Here is a 19319-nt window from a genome sequence, read left to right on the forward strand (position 1 = left end):
AGCAGCAACACCCTCTCCCTTTAACAAGGCAAATAGTCTGCACTGCATCATAGTTTCACTGCATAATTGTTTGCTTTTTGAGCAGAAAATAGAAACCGCCCGGATGGGCGGTTTCGACATGATAACGCGAGGGATTAGGCGTCCAATCTTTGGATGTCTAAACTAAAACTCGTCAATCCAATCTCACTCAGTGATACCCGTACACTTCCGCCCGATAAATCAATTGTCTGGAAACGTATGCTAGCGGCGTCGATACCAAGCAGGTTGTTATTTTTTACAATCACGGCTTTTCCCGTTCCATCGACCACCGCATTTAACCCCGCTGACAACACATCCAGCTGATTGTCCGACGCATTTAAAATACCAAACATGGCGCGAATTGGACTGGCATACGTAGAGCGCTTTATCGCATATTCGATTTGATGAACAAGATGAATGAATCCTTTTTCATCAGCAATTTGTGAACGAAGGTATTCGTTGAAGAAAGCGCGGATCATTAAAGTCGTCGCTGTGCCGTTTTCACCGGCAGAGGCACTGTCGACCATGTAAAACGCCATCTTACCGTCCATCATCCAAGTATAATCAAGCACAATGGGACTGATATCGGCAGATTGCAGTGAGTGATAAGACAACCGCCAATCACCTTGTTGCGAATCTTGCTCTGGCATCAGTCCCATCAATAGATCTCTGGCGTTGCCTGGGTTATCCAATAAGTCTTCCAGGTGCCATTTCAATTCTTCTGTCAATGGTTGATCGCCATCTTGGGACACCTTAAACCATTGCTGAGAGAAATCTGCATCGCTACTCACTCCACCATCATTTTCTTCAAGAACGGATAGGATGGCAGATTTGACTACCATAACGTCCTCAATGGGTTTTATCAGGAAGTCTTTCACTCCAAAGCGTAGAGCTTGGGCAACATCAGCCATCCCCCCCGTGCCGGAAATTACTATCACTGGCAACATCGGGTATTCCATGCTGACTTCTTCAACAAATTCCAACCCTGTCATTACAGGCATAGAAAGATCACTTAGCAAGAGGTCAGGAATTCCCTCCCGCAAAGCCTTTAGTCCGTCAAGGCCGTTTTCAGCTTCTCTTACTGTGCACCCTTCCTTACGAAGAAAGTGACTGATAATCCGGCTAAAAATAGGATCATCTTCAACAATGAGAACCTCTTTTCCTTCTAACACTTTATGTTCTCCTGTTTCCTTTGGGCTGCTGACGCTGAACGGGAGCGCGTTAGCTCCTAATAGAATAGTTTGAAAATCAGGGCCAGGTTGCTGCAAACACACAATAGTTGCCTTAGAAGGGCTTAACTTTCTGTATCCAGAAAAGAAAATATTTCATATATTTTCTGCTTTCTGACACAGTCAACCGACTTCAAGCTCCCTACTTATTGACATAAGACAACGAAATTCAACACCTGTTAACTTCAAATAGTTAAAATACCGCTTTTTGGTGAAGACTCTCGCAACATCGTGAAACCCAATGAAATTAGATGATCTGAATCTCTTTCGGCTAATTGTCGAGAATGGTAGTTACACACAGGCATCAAAAAAAACAGGCATTCCTGTCGCAACACTGACCCGCCGTATTCAGGCACTTGAAGAAGATATCCAAATAAAGTTACTACATCGTGATGCACGTAAACTGGCACTCACGGAAGCGGGACAAAGCTTTTACGATACGTGTTCACCACTTCTTGAACAGTTATTGGAAGCTACGGAGAGCTTGTCGGAGTGCTGCCATGGCACATCGGGTACGTTGAGACTTGCTGCTCCCTCAAACATTGCCATGAAAATGCTACAACCGATGTTGAGTGCATTTCTCAACGCCTATCCTGATATCAAGCTGGATCTGTCTTTATTCAGTGATACCACGCCCTCCCACCTTGATGATCGCCACGCTTTTTTCAAGATAGGCCCTCAACGTGATTCCACCATGATAGCGAGGCGGCTCCACACTGTGCGGGATATTCTGGTTGCCAGTCCGGAATACATTGCATCTCATGCCCCGATCACCGATGCAACAGATTTGTCCAAACACGCGCTGCTCAAAGGCTGGCCCCTGATGCGCTGGCGTTTATCAAACGAGAGTGGCGAACAGCTTTGTCTTTCAGACCAAGGACGCTTCGAAGCATCAGAGCTCAGGGTTGTGAGGGCAGCAGCAAAAGATGGATTGGGGATCGCGTTAATCCCTGATGTGCTGGTACAAAAAGACATTCAATCTGGTGAATTGCAACAAATCCTGCCTGACTGGACCACCGAGCCAAGGGATATCTTCCTGATGTATCACGACAAAACCCACCTGCCTGCAAAGCTTCGTGTATTTATCGACTTTTCGATGCGTTATTTTCATTCTCCCAATAAGGAAGAGGGATGTTGATCACCCTGTGTCCCAGTTTCGATAAGTGATTACAAGCTGTCACACATTTCGCAATGAAAACTTGCGAACTGCATATTGCAGCACTAAATGTTATTAGTATGTAACAACACGATCGACGTCTGATTGTTGTTGGATACATAATGCTGGTGACCGCGACTGGAAGGAGCGACTTATGGTTCTGGGACATCTGTTCGGCCTCTATACACATCCAAAAGAAGAATGGAAAAATATTGACGATCGCCATGAAGGAGCACTGAGCAGTTTAGGGCATGCTGCTATCATGGCGCTTATCCCTCCCCTTTGTGCATACTATTCAAGCGTACATATCGGTTGGCAAATCGGCGTAGGTGACCCCATTTTTCTGACACAACAAAGTGCAATCATCATCGCCTTCGCCATGTACTTCGCCCTTATCACTGGTGTGATGGCACTGGCTTACCTGACACTCTGGATGAGCCGCACTTTTGGCTCAACCCCAACCTATACGCAGGCATTGGAGTTGGCAGCTTATACTGCGACCCCCATCTTTATGGTTGGATTAGCAGCATTGTATCCGGTAGTGTGGTTTGTCATGCTTGTTGGGCTATTGGGTATCGCCTACTCAGTGTATCTACTTTACACTGGCGTACCAATTATCATGCATATTCCCGAAGAGCGTGGCTTTATTTACGCCAGTTCGGTAGTAACCTGTGGGCTGGTTTTACTGGTAGCGATTATTGCCAGTTCGGTGATCATGTGGAATGTGGGTTTCGGCCCGATGTTCGTCCAATAACTGTTTTTAAATGTGCACGTGCTTTTTAGCAAACACAAAAAACGCAGCTCGTTGGCTGCGTTTTTTGTGCATAAAAGCAGTATCCCCTTATATCGAGGTTAACTCTCGTTATAAATCTCAAGGTTTGCTAATTCTTGCTGCTGCTCACGCAACGCCTTGGCCTCATCATTTCGCAGGCTTGACAGGTATTCCAGATATTCCTGATTGATATCACCGGTCACATAGTCACCACTGAATACCGAACTCTCGAAACGTTTGATATCCGGATTGCCTTCACGGACCGCATCCTCCAGATCGTTTAAATCTTGAAAGATCAGGCCATCGGCGCCGATGGTCTTACAAATTTCATCCACTTCACGACCGTGGGCGATCAGCTCATTGGCGCTTGGCATGTCAATACCATATACATTCGGGAAACGGATTTCCGGTGCAGCAGATGCCATGTACACACGCTTGGCTCCCGCTTCCCGTGCCATTTCAACAATCTGCTCTGATGTCGTACCGCGTACAATAGAGTCATCCACCAACAGTACAGACTTGTCTTTGAATTCCGAACGAATTGCGTTCAGTTTACGGCGTACTGATTTACGGCGTAGATGTTGGCCCGGCATGATGAAGGTGCGGCCAACATAACGGTTTTTCACAAAACCTTGACGATAAGGTTTATCCAGTACCTGGGCGATCTCCAGGGCAATATCGCAAGAGGTCTCTGGAATAGGGATAACCACATCAATATCCAGATCGTCCCACTCACGACGAATTTTCGCCCCCAACTTCTGGCCCATTTTTACCCGTGCACCATACACCGACACTTTATCAATGAAAGAATCAGGGCGGGCAAAGTAAACAAATTCAAAAATACAGGGAGACAAAATGGGATTATCCGCGCACTGGCGGGTAAATAACTGACCGTTAAACGTGATGTAAATGGCTTCGCCTGGTGCCACATCACGCACGAAGTCAAAACCCACGGCATCCAAAGCCACTGACTCAGAGGCCACCATATACTCTTCGCGGCCATTTACGTTGCGTTTGCCCAAACATAACGGGCGAATACCGTTCGGGTCGCGGAAGGCGATCAAACCATGGCCGATAATCATTGCCACCGCCGCATAGCCCCCTTTGACTTCCTGGTGCACTGCACGAACGGCTTGAAACACATCTTCTTCGGTCAGTGGATGGGAAGCAGCTTTATCAATTTGGTGCGCAAGGACATTGAGAAGTATTTCTGAATCGGAAGTGGTGTTGAGGTGGCGGCGGTCATGGGCAAATAACGACTCACGAAGCGCATTGGCATTGGTAAGATTACCATTGTGTGCCAACGTAATACCGTAAGGTGAGTTAACATAAAATGGCTGTGCCTCCGAGGCACTTGAACTGCCTGCAGTAGGGTATCGAACGTGTCCGATACCCACTGTACCCTGTAGCCTTTGCATGTGTTTAAGCTGGAAAACATCCTTCACCAAACCGTTCGCTTTCCTCAGACGAAAACGGTTATCGTCAATAGTGACTATCCCAGCTGCATCCTGACCTCGGTGCTGAAGTACTGTCAATGCATCGTAAATCGACTGATTAACCGGGGTCTCACCCACGATCCCAACAATCCCACACATGTATGCTGTTCCTTGTAACGCAAAATTGAGCCCAGGAAACGTCACAGGTTTCTCCGCCAGTCTGAATGCCGCCGGAAAAACGTTAGATCACCTTAGGCAGAAAGCTGGAGCTTTGCTCCAAATATGTAAAAAACCACTCAATCACTACCCCAAATTTAGGGATTAACTGTGATTGCTTCCACTCTGGGCTGTTGGCAACGCCCGTAAATGCATCGAGGAAAAACAGTAAGGCAGCAACGATTAAAACGCCCCGTATTCCCCCAAAAACAACCCCTAACACGCGATCTGTACCTGAAAGACCTGTTTTTTGTACTAACTGGCCAATCACATAGTTAACAACCGCACCAACAATCAAGGTCGCAATAAACAGTGCCGCTATCGCCGCACCATTACGAATCATGTCATCATGAATGTTAGTAAAATAAGCCGCCAGTTGCGGGTAAAAGTTGCTTGCAACAAAGAAGGCGCCAAACCAGATCACCAGTGACAGTGCTTCTTTAACAAATCCACGGACCAAACTAATCAGAGCAGAAAAGCCGATCACGCCAATAATGAGATAATCTATCCAATTCATTGCTTAATCATCTGAGCGATTCGCGCGCATTTTAACAGAAAAAATGACGACGCAAACGTTTTCTTATGGGTTGAGTGGGTTAAATCTAAGCAGTTGGCCTTTCAAACCTGTCAAAGACTCCAAATCTGCCGTCATCGACTCAAGCTTTTCTTTGGAGACATCCGGCCCGACTTCCACTCGCGCCAGATCACCTTCTTTAATGTCCCTTGGCATTAATTGAGCAGCATATCCTTTGCTACGAAGTGTCGCGACCAGGTTTTTCGCATTCTCAATGTTACGAAACGTTCCGAGACGGATGATCCAGGCTGAATCACTGTAGCCTTCTTTCGGTGGTGTAACTGTTTGTGTCGCTGTTTCCAATTCACTGGAGCCATTATCGCCGTCAATGGTCACCGCAACCGGTTCAGACGGCAGAAAACTCTCCACTTTTTCCGGCGCTTTGACTGGCTGAGCAAACACAGCATCGTCAACATTTTCACGAAGAGGAATAGCCTGGTAACTCTCTTCATAATGTGCCTTCTCACCGTCAAAGACATCCGGCAAGAAGATAACCCCGAGAGACACCAGAATAAGGGTACCGACGAGTCGGTTTTGAAACTGGGTTGCCACAATTACTCCTCTTTACTGAGGTAATCGGCGATTTCACCGACGGTATGGAATGAACCAAAAACAATCAGGATATCTCCCTGCCACGCCAAGGCTGCCTGCGCCGCCTGAAACGCCTGTGTCGGAGACTCAAAACCTTCAATGCCCGTTGGCAGATACGCAGTGATTTGCGTCCACGGTGCGGCGCGCGGGCCTCTCAACGAGGCCGGATACCAATGGTCGACGACTGGTTTCATCACCTCGATTGTCGCGGCAATATCTTTGTCATGGAGCATAGCAACAACGGCGTGAACTTTGCCGTTTTTTTCCGCTTTCAACACATTGAGCTGAGTGGCCAGATACGCGGCAGAATGTGGATTGTGCGCCACATCCATCAGAATCAGGGGGGATTTTGATACACACTCCATACGCCCTGCCAGTTTGACGGACGACAACCCATCAACAATATGCTCATCAGTAACAGTCAACTCCGATAACCCAAGCGCCATCAACGCCGTAGCGGCATTCGGCAATGGTAAGTTAGGTATCGGTAAGCCACACAGATCAAACGCACCACAATGCCAGTGCCACACATCGCCTTGTTTTTCATAATGGAACTGATACCCGACCTGATGCAGGTTGGCACCAATGTCGTCGGCATGGGCCGCGACACTCGCCGGGGGCTCAGGCTGACCACAGACTGCTGGTTTACCACTTCGGAAAATACCCGCTTTTTCAAAACCAATGACTTCGATGTCATCGCCCAACCAGTCCACATGATCTATTGCCAGGCTGGTGATCACCGACACATCATGGTCAACCACATTCGTCGCATCCAAACGGCCACCCAGCCCTACTTCCAGCACTACCACATCGACCTTGTTATCGAGAAACAACCAAAGCGCAGCCAGCGTACCAAACTCAAAAAAGCTCAGGCTGGTGTTGCCACGAAGTGCCTCGATAGCAGCAAAGGCTTCTGTGTGACGCTCATCATCCAGTTCCTGCCCGTTAATACGCACACGTTCATTGTAGCGAACAAGATGAGGAGAGCTGTATACACCGACCTTGTATCCAGCGTTGAGAAGAATGCTTTCAATGATGGCACACGTGGAACCTTTACCGTTGGTCCCTGCCACCGTAATCACTTTGGGCGCTGGTTTGGTGAGCTTACCTTTATTGGCAATCAGAGAGACGCGATCCAGCCCTAAATCAATGGCACTGGTATGCAACGACTCTAAATACTGCAGCCATGCAGTCAATGGCGCTGTCGCGCCTGGCGTAACAAGTTTTGACATTCCGTCTTCTTTCTGTGTTTTCTATACCATGCGATAGTTGGGTCCAATCATATCAGCTAAAAGACAAAGAGCGCCATAAGGCGCTCTTTTGATGTGACATGCAGGTGAACATTCCACCTACTCTTTTTCTACCGGTTGAGCTTCAATCACTTCACCTTCCAACGGCTTGTCAACCGACACCACCAGCGGTGATTCATGATGGGTCATCTTCGCCAGCAAACTTGCGATACGCTGACGCATTTCACGGCGATCGACAATCATGTCAATCGCACCGTGCTCAAGCAGAAACTCACTTCGCTGAAAGCCTTCCGGCAGTTTCTCACGCACAGTTTGCTCGATAACACGCTGGCCTGCGAAACCGATTAATGCCTTGGGTTCACCGATATTGATGTCGCCCAACATCGCAAAACTTGCTGTTACGCCACCAAAAGTGGGATCCGTCAGGACAGAAATAAACGGTAAACCTTTGGCAGAAAGGCGCTCAAGTGCCGCACTGGTTTTTGCCATCTGCATTAACGACATCAGCGCTTCCTGCATACGGGCACCGCCACTGGCAGAGAAACACACCAAACCACAGTTATTTTCAATGGCCGCGTCAACCGCTCTCACAAAGCGTGCACCAACCACCGCCCCCATTGAGCCGCCCATAAAGGTGAACTCAAACGACGCAGCCACTACCGGGATTCCCAATAGCTCTCCTTTCATCACGATGAGGGCATCCTTCTCGCCACTTGACTTTTGTGCGGCGGAGAGACGGTCTTTGTATTTTTTCGAATCACGGAACTTGAGCAAATCTTTCGGCTCAAGCTCATCACCGATTTCAACGCGGTTGGCTTCATCAAGGAAGGTGTCCAGACGCTTACGCGCCGTCATACGCATGTGATGGTCACATTTAGGACACACATGCAGGTTACGCTCAAGTTCGGCGTGGTACAGCACCTGCTCACAGGATGAACATTTGGTCCAGACGCCTTCTGGAATAGATGCCTTACGTGAAGAACCGATGTTGCTTTTTGTCAGAATTTTTTCAAGCCAGCTCATGAACGACCTTTTCAATTGGAACACTCGCCGCTTACAACATAACTGTGCACTGTTCCGTTCATCATGAACGCGCATTCGGCATCAGTGGGCAAGTGGCCTGGATATCTACGAATTCAACGGAGAATTAAAACACAACTTGTTAAGACTTTGGACAAAAAACTGGTACTACCTATTGATTGTCTAATTTCTGTCTCCCTTGTTCTGTAACAAGAAGACAAGTTTTCCTTAAAGCTGTTCATCTGGCAGAAACAGTGGCCCAACCGGCGAAGAGGGCAATTCAAACGCTGGCGGATACTCCACCTCGACCAAATAAAGCCCTTCCGCCTTGGCTGTTGCCGCGGCCAGATTGCGATCTTTCGCTTCTAGCAGCCATTTTATCCATTCAGGCTTTTGCTCTTTGCGGCCAACCACAATCAAGCTGCCTGTGATGTTCCGCACCATATGGTGAACAAAAGCATTGGCCTTGATATCAATGATCACAAAACGTCCCTGACGAGTCACATTGATATGGTGCACATTACGCCACGGGCTCTTAGACTGGCATTGCACCGCCCGGAAAGAGGTAAAGTCGTTCTCGCCCAGCAGGTACTGCCCTGCCTCGTGCATCAGGGTTTCATCCAGCTCACCGTGATAATGACTGACACCATGGCGAAGAATACCCGGGCGTAACGCATGATTATAGATGATATAGCGATAACGGCGCGCCGTGGCAGAGAAGCGGGCGTGAAATTCATCAGGCACTTCTTTGGCCCAACGCACTGCAATAGTATCAGGCAAGTGGGTATTCACCCCCATGGTCCAGGCACGCAATGGCCTTGAACCTTCGATATCGAAATGCACCACCTGGCCCGTGCCATGCACGCCAGCATCGGTTCTGCCAGCACATTGCACTTCGACCGGTTGATTGGCGATTTTGGACAGGGCTTTTTCAAGGTGTTCCTGAACGCTTGGCACCTCACGCTGACGCTGCCAGCCGTAAAACTGGGAACCATCGTATTCCACACCCAGGGCAATTCTCATCGTGTTTTCTCTGTCTTGCTGGTTAACTAAGGCGGCGCATTATATACCCAAATTCCGGGTAGAGGCAGTATCCCGCCGAGCCTCTGCATAATCCCCCGGATAAAACAATAGCGGGATAACCCGCTATTGTCGTTTTGCTTTCCTGATGATGGAGATCAGTTCAGGTTCTCAATCATCTTTCTGGCTTCTTCTTTCAGGTTTGGATCGTTGCCCTGCATCACCTTTTCAAGAAGCTGGATAGCGCCATCAATGTCATTCATCTCCAGATACGCTTTCGCCAAGTCCATGTTGGTTGCCGCTTCACCGGCGCTGTCAACATCCGCAGGCTGGATATCACTCAGGACATCCGGGAAGTCTTCCAGCCCGACATCCAAATCCATTTTCATGGAATCTGGATCTTCCTGGGGCTCGCCATCATCTTTCATCAGCTCATCGATACTGATGTAGTCCTCTTTCAGCTCGCTTTCTTCAACCAGTTCACTTTCAACATCATCCAACAGGCCATCCAAATCGCCTTCCAGATCCATGGATTTGATCTCATCGCCCAGCACTTCCGGCTGTTCTGACCAATCTTCGCTTTCCAGCTCTGGCTCCGGTGCCTGCTCTGCACGCCAGACATCACTTTCCTCTTCCGGAATGTCGGGCTCTTCGGTTTCAAAATCACCAAGCCCTGCGGGCGCCTCTTCCCGATCTTCAGAAAGCAACGCTTCCATGTTAAGCCCGGCGACCTGATGGTCGTCATCTTCCATCTGCGCCAGGTCATCAAGCTCAGCAGCGCGGTATGGCGCCTGTGAAACCGGTGCCGATGGTTGGGTAACGTCTTCACCCTTGCTAAATTCCTCTAACTCCCGCTGCTCTTCCAGGGCTGCACCCAATGCAGCATCTTCATCAAACTCACCCAGCTCATCCAGACTGATAGGGTCAACATTCGGAAACGCCAGAGTGTTATTCTCGGTGGCTGAAAATGCCTCCGGTTGCTCTTCTACCGGCTCATCTTCGGCAGAGGGTTCTTGGGGTTCTTCGGCACTTTCTTGTCTCTCATCATCTTGTGCCCCATCAAGTTCAACAACGTCTGTGTCATCGGTCTGGGACAGCTCGATGTCATACTCACTGGCAGCATCTTCTTCAGTAAACTCGGGCAAGTTTTCCAAATCCAGCGGCGCATCATCATCGTCCTCTTCTGGCCGTTCGTCACTGGCAGGCTCAGGCTCGCCTTCACTGTCAGCCAGCGCGGCTTCCTCGTCGTACTCTGGCAACGACGAGAGATCCAGTGGCTGTTCCCCTTCCTGCTCTGCCTCTGCTTCAAGCTCATCCGGTTGAACCGGCGTATCCAACGCATCTTCATTTGACAGCGCTTCTGGTTCAGCCCTTTCATCAAGCAGGCTGTCCAGAAGATCCATATCTTCTTGTGTGGCATCAGGCTCTTCGACAGGTACATCTTCAGCAGCAGTTTCAGTCTCCCCATCGCGCACGCCGTCAATGTCATCCTGTTCAAGCACGTCATCAAGCAGCTCTAACTCTGATTCTGAGGCTTCAGGCGTTAGTTTGTTCTCCGGTGGTGCCGAGTCTTCAACCAGGGCATCGAGCGCTTCCATTGAGCCTGTGTCATCCTCGCCCATTGCTTGTGCCGGCTCTTGAAGAGCTGTCTCTTGCGCGGCAGCTGTCTGGTCTGCCTCTTCTTCTGCTTCTACGTTGGCAAGATCACCGACAGGCTCTGTCACTGACTCTTCGCTGGCATCAATATCAAGTGCGTTGTCAAAACCGATCAGATCTTCGCTGAGCAGGTCATCGTCGGCGACGTCATCGAGTAATGCACTTTCGTCATTGAGGTCGTCACCGTCATCAACCAACTCGTCAAGAAGCACATCGGTTTCACCCAAGTCAACCTCGTCTTCCTGTGTTTCGGCCAACATGTCACCCAGCAGGTCGTCGTCATCAAGGGTTTCATCAAGCAGTGCACTCTCATCAAGTGGGTCAAGACCATCATCGCTGATCAGCTCATCCAACAAGGCATCCGTCTGTGACAGATCCTCGGTGTCCTCGCTTTCCGGCGATAAATCCGCCAGCCCGCTTGGTTCATCCGCGTCAAGAAGCTGAGCGTCTTCTTCGAGAAGATTGTCGTCGAGCATTTCATCAAGCAAGGCGTCCGGATCTGTAACCACTTCATCGTCGTCAGCCTCAATGTTGTCACTGGCACTGTCAGCGTGCGCATTACCAATCAGGTCATCGATATCATCATCAGAGAGATCGATATCCTGTGATAAGTCCACTTCTGGCTCATCATTCAGCACGTTATCAAACAGGGCTTCGTTCGTTTCCGGTTCGCTGTCATTTTCCGCAACGGGCTCAGGCTCAGCGGTTGACTCAGGTTCGGTGTCCGGTTCTTGCCCCGTCTCAGGTTCACCGGCATCCCCGGATTGTTCCGCATTCAAAAGTGCATCGATATCGTCAACGTCTTCATTGCTATCACCGCCCAGGGATTGTTCCCACATTGCTGCAAGGGCTTCGTCCGGACTGAGTTCGGGCGCTTCAGACTGCGAAGACATCTCATCGAGCGCTAACTCCATGTCTTTCAGGCCAATTGCGCCATCAGCGCTGGCCTCAACATCCAGATCTGTACTGATGTCAAAATCATCATCCAAATCAACATCCAAGCTTGATGTATGATCGTCTTCTGCCTGGGTGTCCTGGGTATTCTCTTCCGACAATTCGAACGAATCGGAAAGGTTAATATCATCAAGATCTGAGCCCGATAGATCATCACCGAACAATTCATCAGCGTCAGTCTCATCAGTGACCTCAAGCTCATCGTCTTCCAGTATCAGATCGTCAGTTTCATCTTCGACATCAGCCACTGTGGCTACTGGTACCTCTGGCATTTCGCCATCCAGCCCTTCCGGTTCTTTGACATCCATGTCTTCCTCTTTACGCCGACGCATAATAAAGAAGGCGGCTGCACCAATGACCAGTAGCGCGGGAATAATGGCCATGGTTGCAAGCATCAGGGGGCTTGCCATCAGTGATTCAAAGAATGAAGGCTCTTTGATTTCCATCTGTTCCTGACGCATACGCTGCATATCGAGAAACTGTCGGATCTCTTCTGTCAGGTCTTCATCCGCAGACATTTGGTCTTTAAGTGCCACCAGTTCATTTTGCACTTCTGCCAGGCGGATCTTCAGGATGTGGTTGCTTTCAACCAGCTTGCCCATTTGCAAATCCGATTCATTGATTTGCTCCTGTACCGCATCCATGGTCGGTTTTTCAGGAGTACCCGCCCTATCCGCAGAAGGCGCGGCCTTCTCCTTCTCCGCCATTGGCTTATTCTCAGCCATAGTATCGGCTGTTTGCGGCTTTTCAGGTTCTGCCATAGCCGTTTCAGGCAGAGGCTTGGGTGCAGGTTTTGGTGTCACAGCCGGTGCCTGAACCTGCTGGCTCAGCGGCTGGTTGGCAATACGCTGTGCTTCTTTACGGGCCTTATCTATCTGCAACCGGCTTGCTACATCGTCGGTGCTTTCACGGCGGATTTCCGTGAGTGTCGGCATTTGCAGTGTGCTGCCAGGGATCAGCCCGTGAATATTGTTATCTTCAAAAGCAGTCGGGTTAAGGCGGAAAATGGCGCCTAACGTCTGGTAAACGGTGACACCGTTGTTAGGTTGGTAGCGGGTGGCGATAGACCACAGGGTATCAAAGTCACGTGTGGGACCGACGGTTTGGCGGCGGTTCACCGTGGAACGTTGAACAGCGGACTGGGGCGCCAAACGCTCAGCCGCGCTCGGAGGCGGGGATTCTTCCACAGGACCAAGAATGCGGATAGCGGATTGCGCAGAGAATGTCGCACCAAGGCTCAGTAATAATGACGAGACAACAAGGGTTTTGCCGAGACGACAGCCCGAGAAGGTGGATAAGAGAGTTCGCTTTATCGCGTTATAAAAATCTGGGTCAGACACTGCCCGCATTCCCCTATGGCAGAAAAAACTCGCAATCACAGCACTTCTTTTACCCGTTGAAATGATGGGGGCAAGGCGTTAACCACCTGCTGCGATTGATATTACTGGTTATTTCCCTAACTATATCGGAAGCCCAGCTGAAAACTGTAGTGTGGGAAGATAAAACTGTGTTTTGTGATCAAACAACCGGCAACAAATCACTGCTGCCGGTTGTTTTAGTTCACAAGCCAGGGGTCTGTTGACCTTTGGTAAGAAGAGAAGGATTACAGGTAATCGCGGATAAGCAGTTCCGCTATTTGTACTGAGTTGGTTGCCGCCCCTTTGCGCACGTTGTCCGCGACCACCCACATGTTGAGGCCATTTGGATGGCTGATATCATTGCGCACCCGACCCACCATCACATGATCTTTGCCAGTCGCCTCTTTGACCTGGGTTGGGTAGTCTTCACCGTAGTAGACTTCGACCCCTTCCGCTCGGGACAGCAGATCCATCGCCTCTGTCGCGTCCAGTGGTTGCTGGCACTCAATATGAACCGCTTCTGCATGGCCATAAAACACCGGTACGCGCACACAGGTTGGGTTGACCGCCACTGAGTCATCACCCAGGATTTTCTGGGTTTCCCACACCATTTTCATCTCTTCTTTGGTGTAGCCGTTATCCATAAACTCATCGATGTGCGGCAGACAGTTGAATGCGATCTGCTTTTTGTAGGTGTTAGGCTCCGCTTCCTGGCTGTTCAGCAGTTTCACCGTCTGGCCTGCCAGTTCATCAATACCTTTTTTACCTGAGCCGGAAACTGACTGGTAGGTACACACGTTGATACGCTCAATACCCACAGCGTCATAGATAGGTTTCAGCGCCACCAGCATCTGGATGGTCGAACAGTTCGGGTTGGCAATGATGTTACGGTTACGAAAATCGGCAATCGCTTCCGGGTTAACTTCCGGCACCACCAGCGGCACATCATAGTCGTAGCGGAAGCGTGAGGTGTTATCAATCACAATCACGCCTTCATCTGCAGCAATGGGTGCCCAGCGGTCTGACAATTCTGCACCGGCGGAAAACAGGGCGATTTGCACCTGGCTCCAGTCAAAGTCTTCCACGTCTTTAACGCGGACACTCTTTCCGTTAAATCGAATGGTTTCACCGGCACTGCGCTCACTCGCCAGCAAGTGAAGGTTGCGCACAGGGAATTTACGCTCTTCCAACACCTCGATAATAGTGCGCCCGACCGCGCCTGTGGCACCTAAAACAGCGACGTCATAAGCCACATCGAATTCTTGTGTCATGATTATTCCTCTACGGTAAAACCTAAATGAGCGAGCGACTCTAACCCAAACCCGGCCTCGCCCGCTACTGTAATTGCACTGTACTCACGTCTGTCCCAGTAATTCTTTCGCAAGCGGTCAAAGCTTGCGCGTTGATGTTCAACATCCGCCATGGCACGACGAAACTCAGCGTCATCGCGGCGGATGTCATAAATCAGCTGGCACAGCGCCATCAGGTCGCTTTCATCCCAGGGTTTGCTGAGTGATACCTTCGGAATTGGTGCAACCGGCAGCAAGGAAGCCGCTTCGACTTTTTCTTCCTGGATACCCAGGAATTCACAGTAGCTGTTGTAAATCATGGTGGTGCCACGCGCTTTGCCTTCCAGCCCGTAGCCTGCAACATGCGGGGTGGCAAATGCCAGCAGTGGCAGCAGCTCCAGATCGACTTCCGGTTCAAACTCAAACACATCCAGCACCGCAGTCAGCGCTTGTGTTTTCAGCGCCTCTTTCAGGGCATCATTGCTCACCACTGGCCCACGGGCGGCATTGATCAGTATGGTGCCGGGCTTCATGGCTTTCAGTTCAGCATCACCTACCAGATGATAAGTCGGGTGCTCTCCGGTTTTGGTCAGCGGGGTATGGAAGGTCAGCACATCACACTCGTCGATGAGTGTTTGCAGGGAGTGAAATTCGCGGACGTCACCTTCTGCCTCTTTCAGCGGGTCACACAACAGGTGGGTGATGTTCAGCGCAGAAAGGCATTTCGACAGGTAGCTGCCAACCTGACCTGCGCCAACAATACCCACTTTCCGCTCAGTGATTGAAAAGCCCTGCTGCTGGCTCAACACCAGCAGTGCACTGATCACGTATTCGGCGACGCCGACTTTGTTGCAGCCCGGCGCGGCGGTGAAGAAAATGCCCTTGCTTGCCAGTAAATCGACATCAACATGGTCAGTGCCTGCGGTTGCGGTGCCGACAAACTTAAGCTTGTTCGCTTTCGCCAGCAGTACTTCATCAACCTTAGTAACAGAGCGGATCATCAATGCATCAACGTCAACCAGATCGTCGGCAGTCATTGTGCGTCCTGCCTTGGCAGTTACTTTGCCCAGCTTGCCGAATAGCTCAGCAGCATATGGCATGTTTTCATCAATCAGAATGTTCAACGGCGTGTACCCTACATATGTTCCATTGACGCTATTGTGACGCTTTTCAGCGTCAGATAAAACGAAAAAACCCGGTCAATTGACCGGGCAAAATCCAGGATCTGAAAGATATAAATCGGCTCTCAACGATATATACCTGCGTCTGTTAAACGTCCCGGAAAATTCTGGGAGCTGTTGGCGCTTACCCCTCGTATTTTTTGATCACCAGCGTGGCGTTGGTGCCACCGAAACCAAAGCTGTTGGACATCACTGTTTTCAGCTCTGTCTCACGGGTTTCGGTCACGATATCCAACCCTTCCGCAGCCGGGTCCAGATTTTCGATGTTGATGCTCGGTGCGACGAAATTGTTATCCAGCATGATGGTGGAATAAATCGCTTCGTGAACACCTGCCGCACCCAACGCATGGCCAGTCATGGCTTTAGTCGCTGAAATGGCTGGGCTGTTGTTACCGAACACTTCCTGAATCGCACCCAACTCTTTCACATCACCGACGGGCGTTGAAGTACCATGGGTATTGATATAGTCAACACTATCAACGTGTTGCATCGCCATCTTCATACAACGGATGGCACCTTCACCGGACGGCGCAACCATGTCATAGCCATCAGACGTCGCGCCATAACCGACGATTTCACCGTAGATTTTCGCGCCACGTGCCAGTGCATGTTCCAGCTCTTCAATCACCATCATGCCGCCGCCACCAGAGATAACGAAACCATCGCGGTCTGCGTCATAGGTGCGGGAGGCTTTTTCAGGATTGTCGTTATATTTGGTCGACAATGCGCCCATGGCATCAAACATCATGGTCAGTGACCAATCCAGCTCTTCACCGCCACCTGCGAAGACAATATCCTGTTTACCCAGTTGGATAAGTTCCACTGCGTGGCCGATACAGTGTGCAGAGGTCGCACAGGCAGAGCTCATGGTGTAGTTCACACCGCGGATTTTGAACGGTGTTGCCAGACAGGCTGAAACGGTTGAAGACATCGTACGTGGCACCATGTAAGGGCCAACACGCTTCACGCCTTTTTCACGCAGCGTATCAACCGCCGCGACCTGATTGATGGAGGAGGCACCGCCAGAGCCGGCAACCAGACCGGTGCGGTCATTTGAGACCATATCTTCTGTCAGGCCGGCATCTTCAATCGCCTGCTCCATGGACAGATAAGCGAAGCCTGCGGCATCACCCATAAAACGAAACTTTTTACGATCAATGTGATCAGCAGGATTGAGCTTTAAATCACCCCAGACATTACTGCGAAGCTTCATGTCTGCGAACTGTTGGGAAAAGCTAATCCCTGATTTACCCGTCTTTAATGACTCCAGCACTTCTTTAACGTTGTTACCGATGCTGGAAACAATTCCCATACCTGTAATTACGGCTCGTTTCATCTTTTGTTCCTACAATTCGAGTTCGCACCGATGATAGCGGTTTTGATCCGCTAAAGTGGTCAGCTTTCCTAGTGTACAGTTGTACGCTGAAACTTTTCCCATACTGACACAGACACGCTGCCTGTTCTGTATATTCTGTTGGATTGGCGATAGAATCCGCGCTCTATGTGCAAACACCGTTTTTATTAAGGTAAGGCCTGTGACCCAACCCCGTATTGAACATGCCCAAATTCACTGGAATGACGCCGGTACGCCGGTCTCAGACAACTTTGACGACGTCTATTTTTCCAATACCAACGGGCTGGAAGAAACACGTTATGTGTTCTTGCAACAAAACCGGTTGCCGGAACGCTGGCATGATTTTGCCCGCGACCGCTTCGTGATTGCCGAAACCGGGTTTGGTACTGGCCTTAACTTTCTGGCTGTCTGGCAATGGTTCGCCAGGTTCCGACAGGAAAACCCTGATGCACAGGTGAGCCAGCTGCACTTCATCAGTTTCGAAAAATTTCCGGTGTCGGTAGCCGATCTGGAAAAAGCCCACGCGGCATGGCCAGAACTGGCGGAGTTTGCCGACGCGCTTCGCAAACACTACCCAGCGGCCGTGCCGGGTTGCCACCGTCTGGTACTGGCCGACGGCATGATCACCCTCGACCTGTGGTTTGGCGACATCAAAGATTGTATGCCGCAAGTATGGACATCCGATGACGGTATTGTGGATTGCTGGTTCCTGGATGGCTTTGCGCCAAGCAAAAACCCGGAGATGTGGAGCCAGACGCTGTTCGATGGCATGGCACGACTGGCGAAACAGGACTGTACCGTTGCCACGTTCACGGCCGCAGGTTTTGTCCGTCGAGGCCTGATTGATGCCGGCTTTGAGATGAAGAAAACCAAAGGCTACGGCACCAAGCGCGACATGATTATCGGCACGGTAGTCAAACGCCACCAGCCTAACCAGCAAGCCCCGTGGTACAAACGGACAGCGCCACAAAGCAACAACAACATCGCCATTATCGGCGGTGGCGTGGCGAGTGCGACGCTGGCACTGGCACTGGTTCGTCGTGGTAAGGCTGTGACACTTTACTGCGAGCATAACAAACCGGGGCTCGCCGCATCGGGCAACCGTCAGGGTGCGGTATACCCGCTGTTAAACGGCAGCAACGATGCCCTTTCACGCTTTTTCGCCCCCGCATTCCTGTTTTCCCGCCAGTTTATTGAACAGGCCGCGGAAGCTGTCGTTTTTGATCATGACCTTTGCGGTGTGACCCAACTGGGCTGGGATGAAAAAAGTGCCGATAAGCTGGCGAAGATGCTGACCGGCGGTTTCCCGGAGCCCCTGATCCACGGCGTGACCCAAGAAGAAGCCGAAGCACTGACCGGCATAGAAACCGGGCACAGTGGAGTAACTTACCCCCTTGGCGGGTGGCTGTGTCCGCAGCAATTAACTCAAGGGCTGATTACCAACGCGGAAAAAACCGGACTGCTGACCTGCAACTACAATACCGAAGTCACTGATATCAAGCGTCAGGGAGAGATCTGGGCCTTGATATCCAATCAGGGGACATTTACCCACGATACTGTGGTGATTGCCAACGGCCACAAATTTACCCAGTTTGCGCAGACCGCGCCGATTCCGGCGTATCCGGTCCGTGGGCAGGTTTCTCATATCAACACCACGCCGACACTGAAGGCGCTGAAAACCGTCCTCTGTTATGACGGTTACCTCACACCTGCCAATCCGAAAAACGATACCCACTGTATTGGTGCGAGCTACAGCCGAAACGATGTGTCGATGGATTTTCGTATGGCCGATCAGGCAGATAACAAGCAGCGTCTGGTGGACTGTATTCCTGCCCAATGGCCAAAAGAGATTGATACCAACCATGGCGCTGGCCGGGTGGGCATTCGCTGTGCCAGCCGCGATCATCTGCCGTATGTCGGAGATGTGTGCGACTTTGACGCGTTGAAAAACGTTTACCGCGATTTGCGTGACAAAAAAGACAACGCCGAAGATGTGCCGGTCTACCCTAACCTTTACAGCCTGCTAGCTCTGGGGTCACGCGGTTTGACCTCAGCACCGATTCTGGGTGAGCTGCTGGCATCCCAGCTTTGTGGTCATCCGCTGCCACTGCCGGTGGATGTGCTCAATGCCCTGCACCCTGGACGTATGTGGGTAAGAAAGCTGCTGAAAGGCAAAGCACTGTAAATCCTGAGTTCCACAAAAACAAAGAAGGCGCCACCCGGCGCCTTCTTCTGTATTGTTGTA

14 protein-coding genes are annotated in these 19319 nt (G+C 50.5%); 3 read left to right on the top strand and 11 right to left on the bottom strand.

From position 1 onward, the window contains the following. Nucleotides 1–134: 134 nt before the first annotated feature. On the bottom strand, nucleotides 135–1190 hold the full coding sequence (locus VHA_RS16935; RefSeq protein WP_040529324.1) for a response regulator: 1056 nt from the start codon (nucleotides 1188–1190) through the stop codon (nucleotides 135–137). Nucleotides 1191–1488: 298 nt separating this feature from the next. Between VHA_RS16935 and VHA_RS16940 the strand changes: the two genes are divergently transcribed. Both VHA_RS16940 and VHA_RS16945 read left to right on the top strand, forming a co-directional pair. After that, complete coding sequence (locus tag VHA_RS16940; RefSeq protein ID WP_005506548.1) at nucleotides 1489–2385, top strand: LysR family transcriptional regulator; 897 nt, start codon at nucleotides 1489–1491, stop codon at nucleotides 2383–2385. Nucleotides 2386–2557: 172 nt separating this feature from the next. Beyond that, complete coding sequence (locus tag VHA_RS16945; RefSeq protein WP_005506549.1) at nucleotides 2558–3157, top strand: Yip1 family protein; 600 nt, start codon at nucleotides 2558–2560, stop codon at nucleotides 3155–3157. A 98-nt stretch (nucleotides 3158–3255) separates the two neighbouring features. Here the strand turns inward: VHA_RS16945 and purF are convergent, their stop codons facing one another. From purF to fabB, 10 genes are all read right to left on the bottom strand, one after another. Beyond that, entirely contained in the window at nucleotides 3256–4770 is a 1515-nt protein-coding gene (gene purF, locus VHA_RS16950; protein WP_005506551.1) for an amidophosphoribosyltransferase, read from the bottom strand. An 82-nt stretch (nucleotides 4771–4852) separates the two neighbouring features. Further along, nucleotides 4853–5344 carry a colicin V production protein gene (gene cvpA / locus VHA_RS16955; RefSeq protein WP_005506553.1) on the bottom strand — a complete coding sequence of 164 codons (492 nt, stop codon included), beginning with the start codon at nucleotides 5342–5344 and terminating at the stop codon, nucleotides 4853–4855. Between the two features lie 63 nt (nucleotides 5345–5407). Next, nucleotides 5408–5953 (bottom strand): SPOR domain-containing protein, encoded by a 546-nt coding sequence (locus VHA_RS16960; RefSeq protein WP_005506554.1) that lies wholly within the window; start codon nucleotides 5951–5953, stop codon nucleotides 5408–5410. A gap of 2 nt (nucleotides 5954–5955) precedes the next feature. Then, on the bottom strand, nucleotides 5956–7224 hold the full coding sequence (folC, locus tag VHA_RS16965; RefSeq protein WP_005506557.1) for a bifunctional tetrahydrofolate synthase/dihydrofolate synthase: 1269 nt from the start codon (nucleotides 7222–7224) through the stop codon (nucleotides 5956–5958). Between the two features lie 117 nt (nucleotides 7225–7341). Next, nucleotides 7342–8265: an acetyl-CoA carboxylase, carboxyltransferase subunit beta gene (gene accD / locus VHA_RS16970; protein WP_005506559.1), complete on the bottom strand. Its 924-nt coding sequence runs from the start codon at nucleotides 8263–8265 to the stop codon at nucleotides 7342–7344. A gap of 225 nt (nucleotides 8266–8490) precedes the next feature. Next, a complete protein-coding gene (truA, locus tag VHA_RS16975) occupies nucleotides 8491–9285 on the bottom strand; it encodes a tRNA pseudouridine(38-40) synthase TruA (RefSeq protein WP_005506561.1) in 795 nt (264 codons plus the stop codon). Between the two features lie 155 nt (nucleotides 9286–9440). After that, on the bottom strand, nucleotides 9441–13241 hold the full coding sequence (locus VHA_RS16980; protein ID WP_040529166.1) for a FimV/HubP family polar landmark protein: 3801 nt from the start codon (nucleotides 13239–13241) through the stop codon (nucleotides 9441–9443). 254 nt (nucleotides 13242–13495) lie between these two features. Next, nucleotides 13496–14521, bottom strand: coding sequence for an aspartate-semialdehyde dehydrogenase (locus VHA_RS16985; protein ID WP_005506564.1), 1026 nt, complete (start codon nucleotides 14519–14521; stop codon nucleotides 13496–13498). Between the two features lie 2 nt (nucleotides 14522–14523). Continuing rightward, complete coding sequence (locus VHA_RS16990) at nucleotides 14524–15663, bottom strand: 4-phosphoerythronate dehydrogenase (protein ID WP_005506567.1); 1140 nt, start codon at nucleotides 15661–15663, stop codon at nucleotides 14524–14526. 181 nt (nucleotides 15664–15844) lie between these two features. Next, nucleotides 15845–17056 (bottom strand): beta-ketoacyl-ACP synthase I, encoded by a 1212-nt coding sequence (gene fabB / locus VHA_RS16995; protein ID WP_005506569.1) that lies wholly within the window; start codon nucleotides 17054–17056, stop codon nucleotides 15845–15847. Between the two features lie 199 nt (nucleotides 17057–17255). Between fabB and mnmC the strand changes: the two genes are divergently transcribed. Next, nucleotides 17256–19259, top strand: coding sequence for a bifunctional tRNA (5-methylaminomethyl-2-thiouridine)(34)-methyltransferase MnmC2/FAD-dependent 5-carboxymethylaminomethyl-2-thiouridine(34) oxidoreductase MnmC1 (gene mnmC / locus VHA_RS17000; protein ID WP_005506571.1), 2004 nt, complete (start codon nucleotides 17256–17258; stop codon nucleotides 19257–19259). Nucleotides 19260–19319 lie beyond the last annotated feature (60 nt).

The organism is Grimontia hollisae CIP 101886 (genome assembly GCF_000176515.1).
Classification (GTDB): Bacteria; Pseudomonadota; Gammaproteobacteria; order Enterobacterales; family Vibrionaceae; genus Enterovibrio; species Enterovibrio hollisae.

Excerpts from the sequence above, each read along its gene's own strand:
- truA (WP_005506561.1), bottom strand. The coding sequence starts at position 9,285 with ATGAGAATTGCCCTGGGTGTGGAATACGATGGTTCCCAGTTTTACGGC.
- purF (WP_005506551.1), bottom strand. The coding sequence starts at position 4,770 with ATGTGTGGGATTGTTGGGATCGTGGGTGAGACCCCGGTTAATCAGTCG.
- fabB (WP_005506569.1), bottom strand. The coding sequence starts at position 17,056 with ATGAAACGAGCCGTAATTACAGGTATGGGAATTGTTTCCAGCATCGGT.
- folC (WP_005506557.1), bottom strand. The coding sequence starts at position 7,224 with ATGTCAAAACTTGTTACGCCAGGCGCGACAGCGCCATTGACTGCATGG.
- VHA_RS16945 (WP_005506549.1), top strand. The coding sequence starts at position 2,558 with ATGGTTCTGGGACATCTGTTCGGCCTCTATACACATCCAAAAGAAGAA.
- accD (WP_005506559.1), bottom strand. The coding sequence starts at position 8,265 with ATGAGCTGGCTTGAAAAAATTCTGACAAAAAGCAACATCGGTTCTTCA.
- cvpA (WP_005506553.1), bottom strand. The coding sequence starts at position 5,344 with ATGAATTGGATAGATTATCTCATTATTGGCGTGATCGGCTTTTCTGCT.
- VHA_RS16980 (WP_040529166.1), bottom strand. The coding sequence starts at position 13,241 with ATGCGGGCAGTGTCTGACCCAGATTTTTATAACGCGATAAAGCGAACT.
- VHA_RS16985 (WP_005506564.1), bottom strand. The coding sequence starts at position 14,521 with ATGACACAAGAATTCGATGTGGCTTATGACGTCGCTGTTTTAGGTGCC.
- VHA_RS16940 (WP_005506548.1), top strand. The coding sequence starts at position 1,489 with ATGAAATTAGATGATCTGAATCTCTTTCGGCTAATTGTCGAGAATGGT.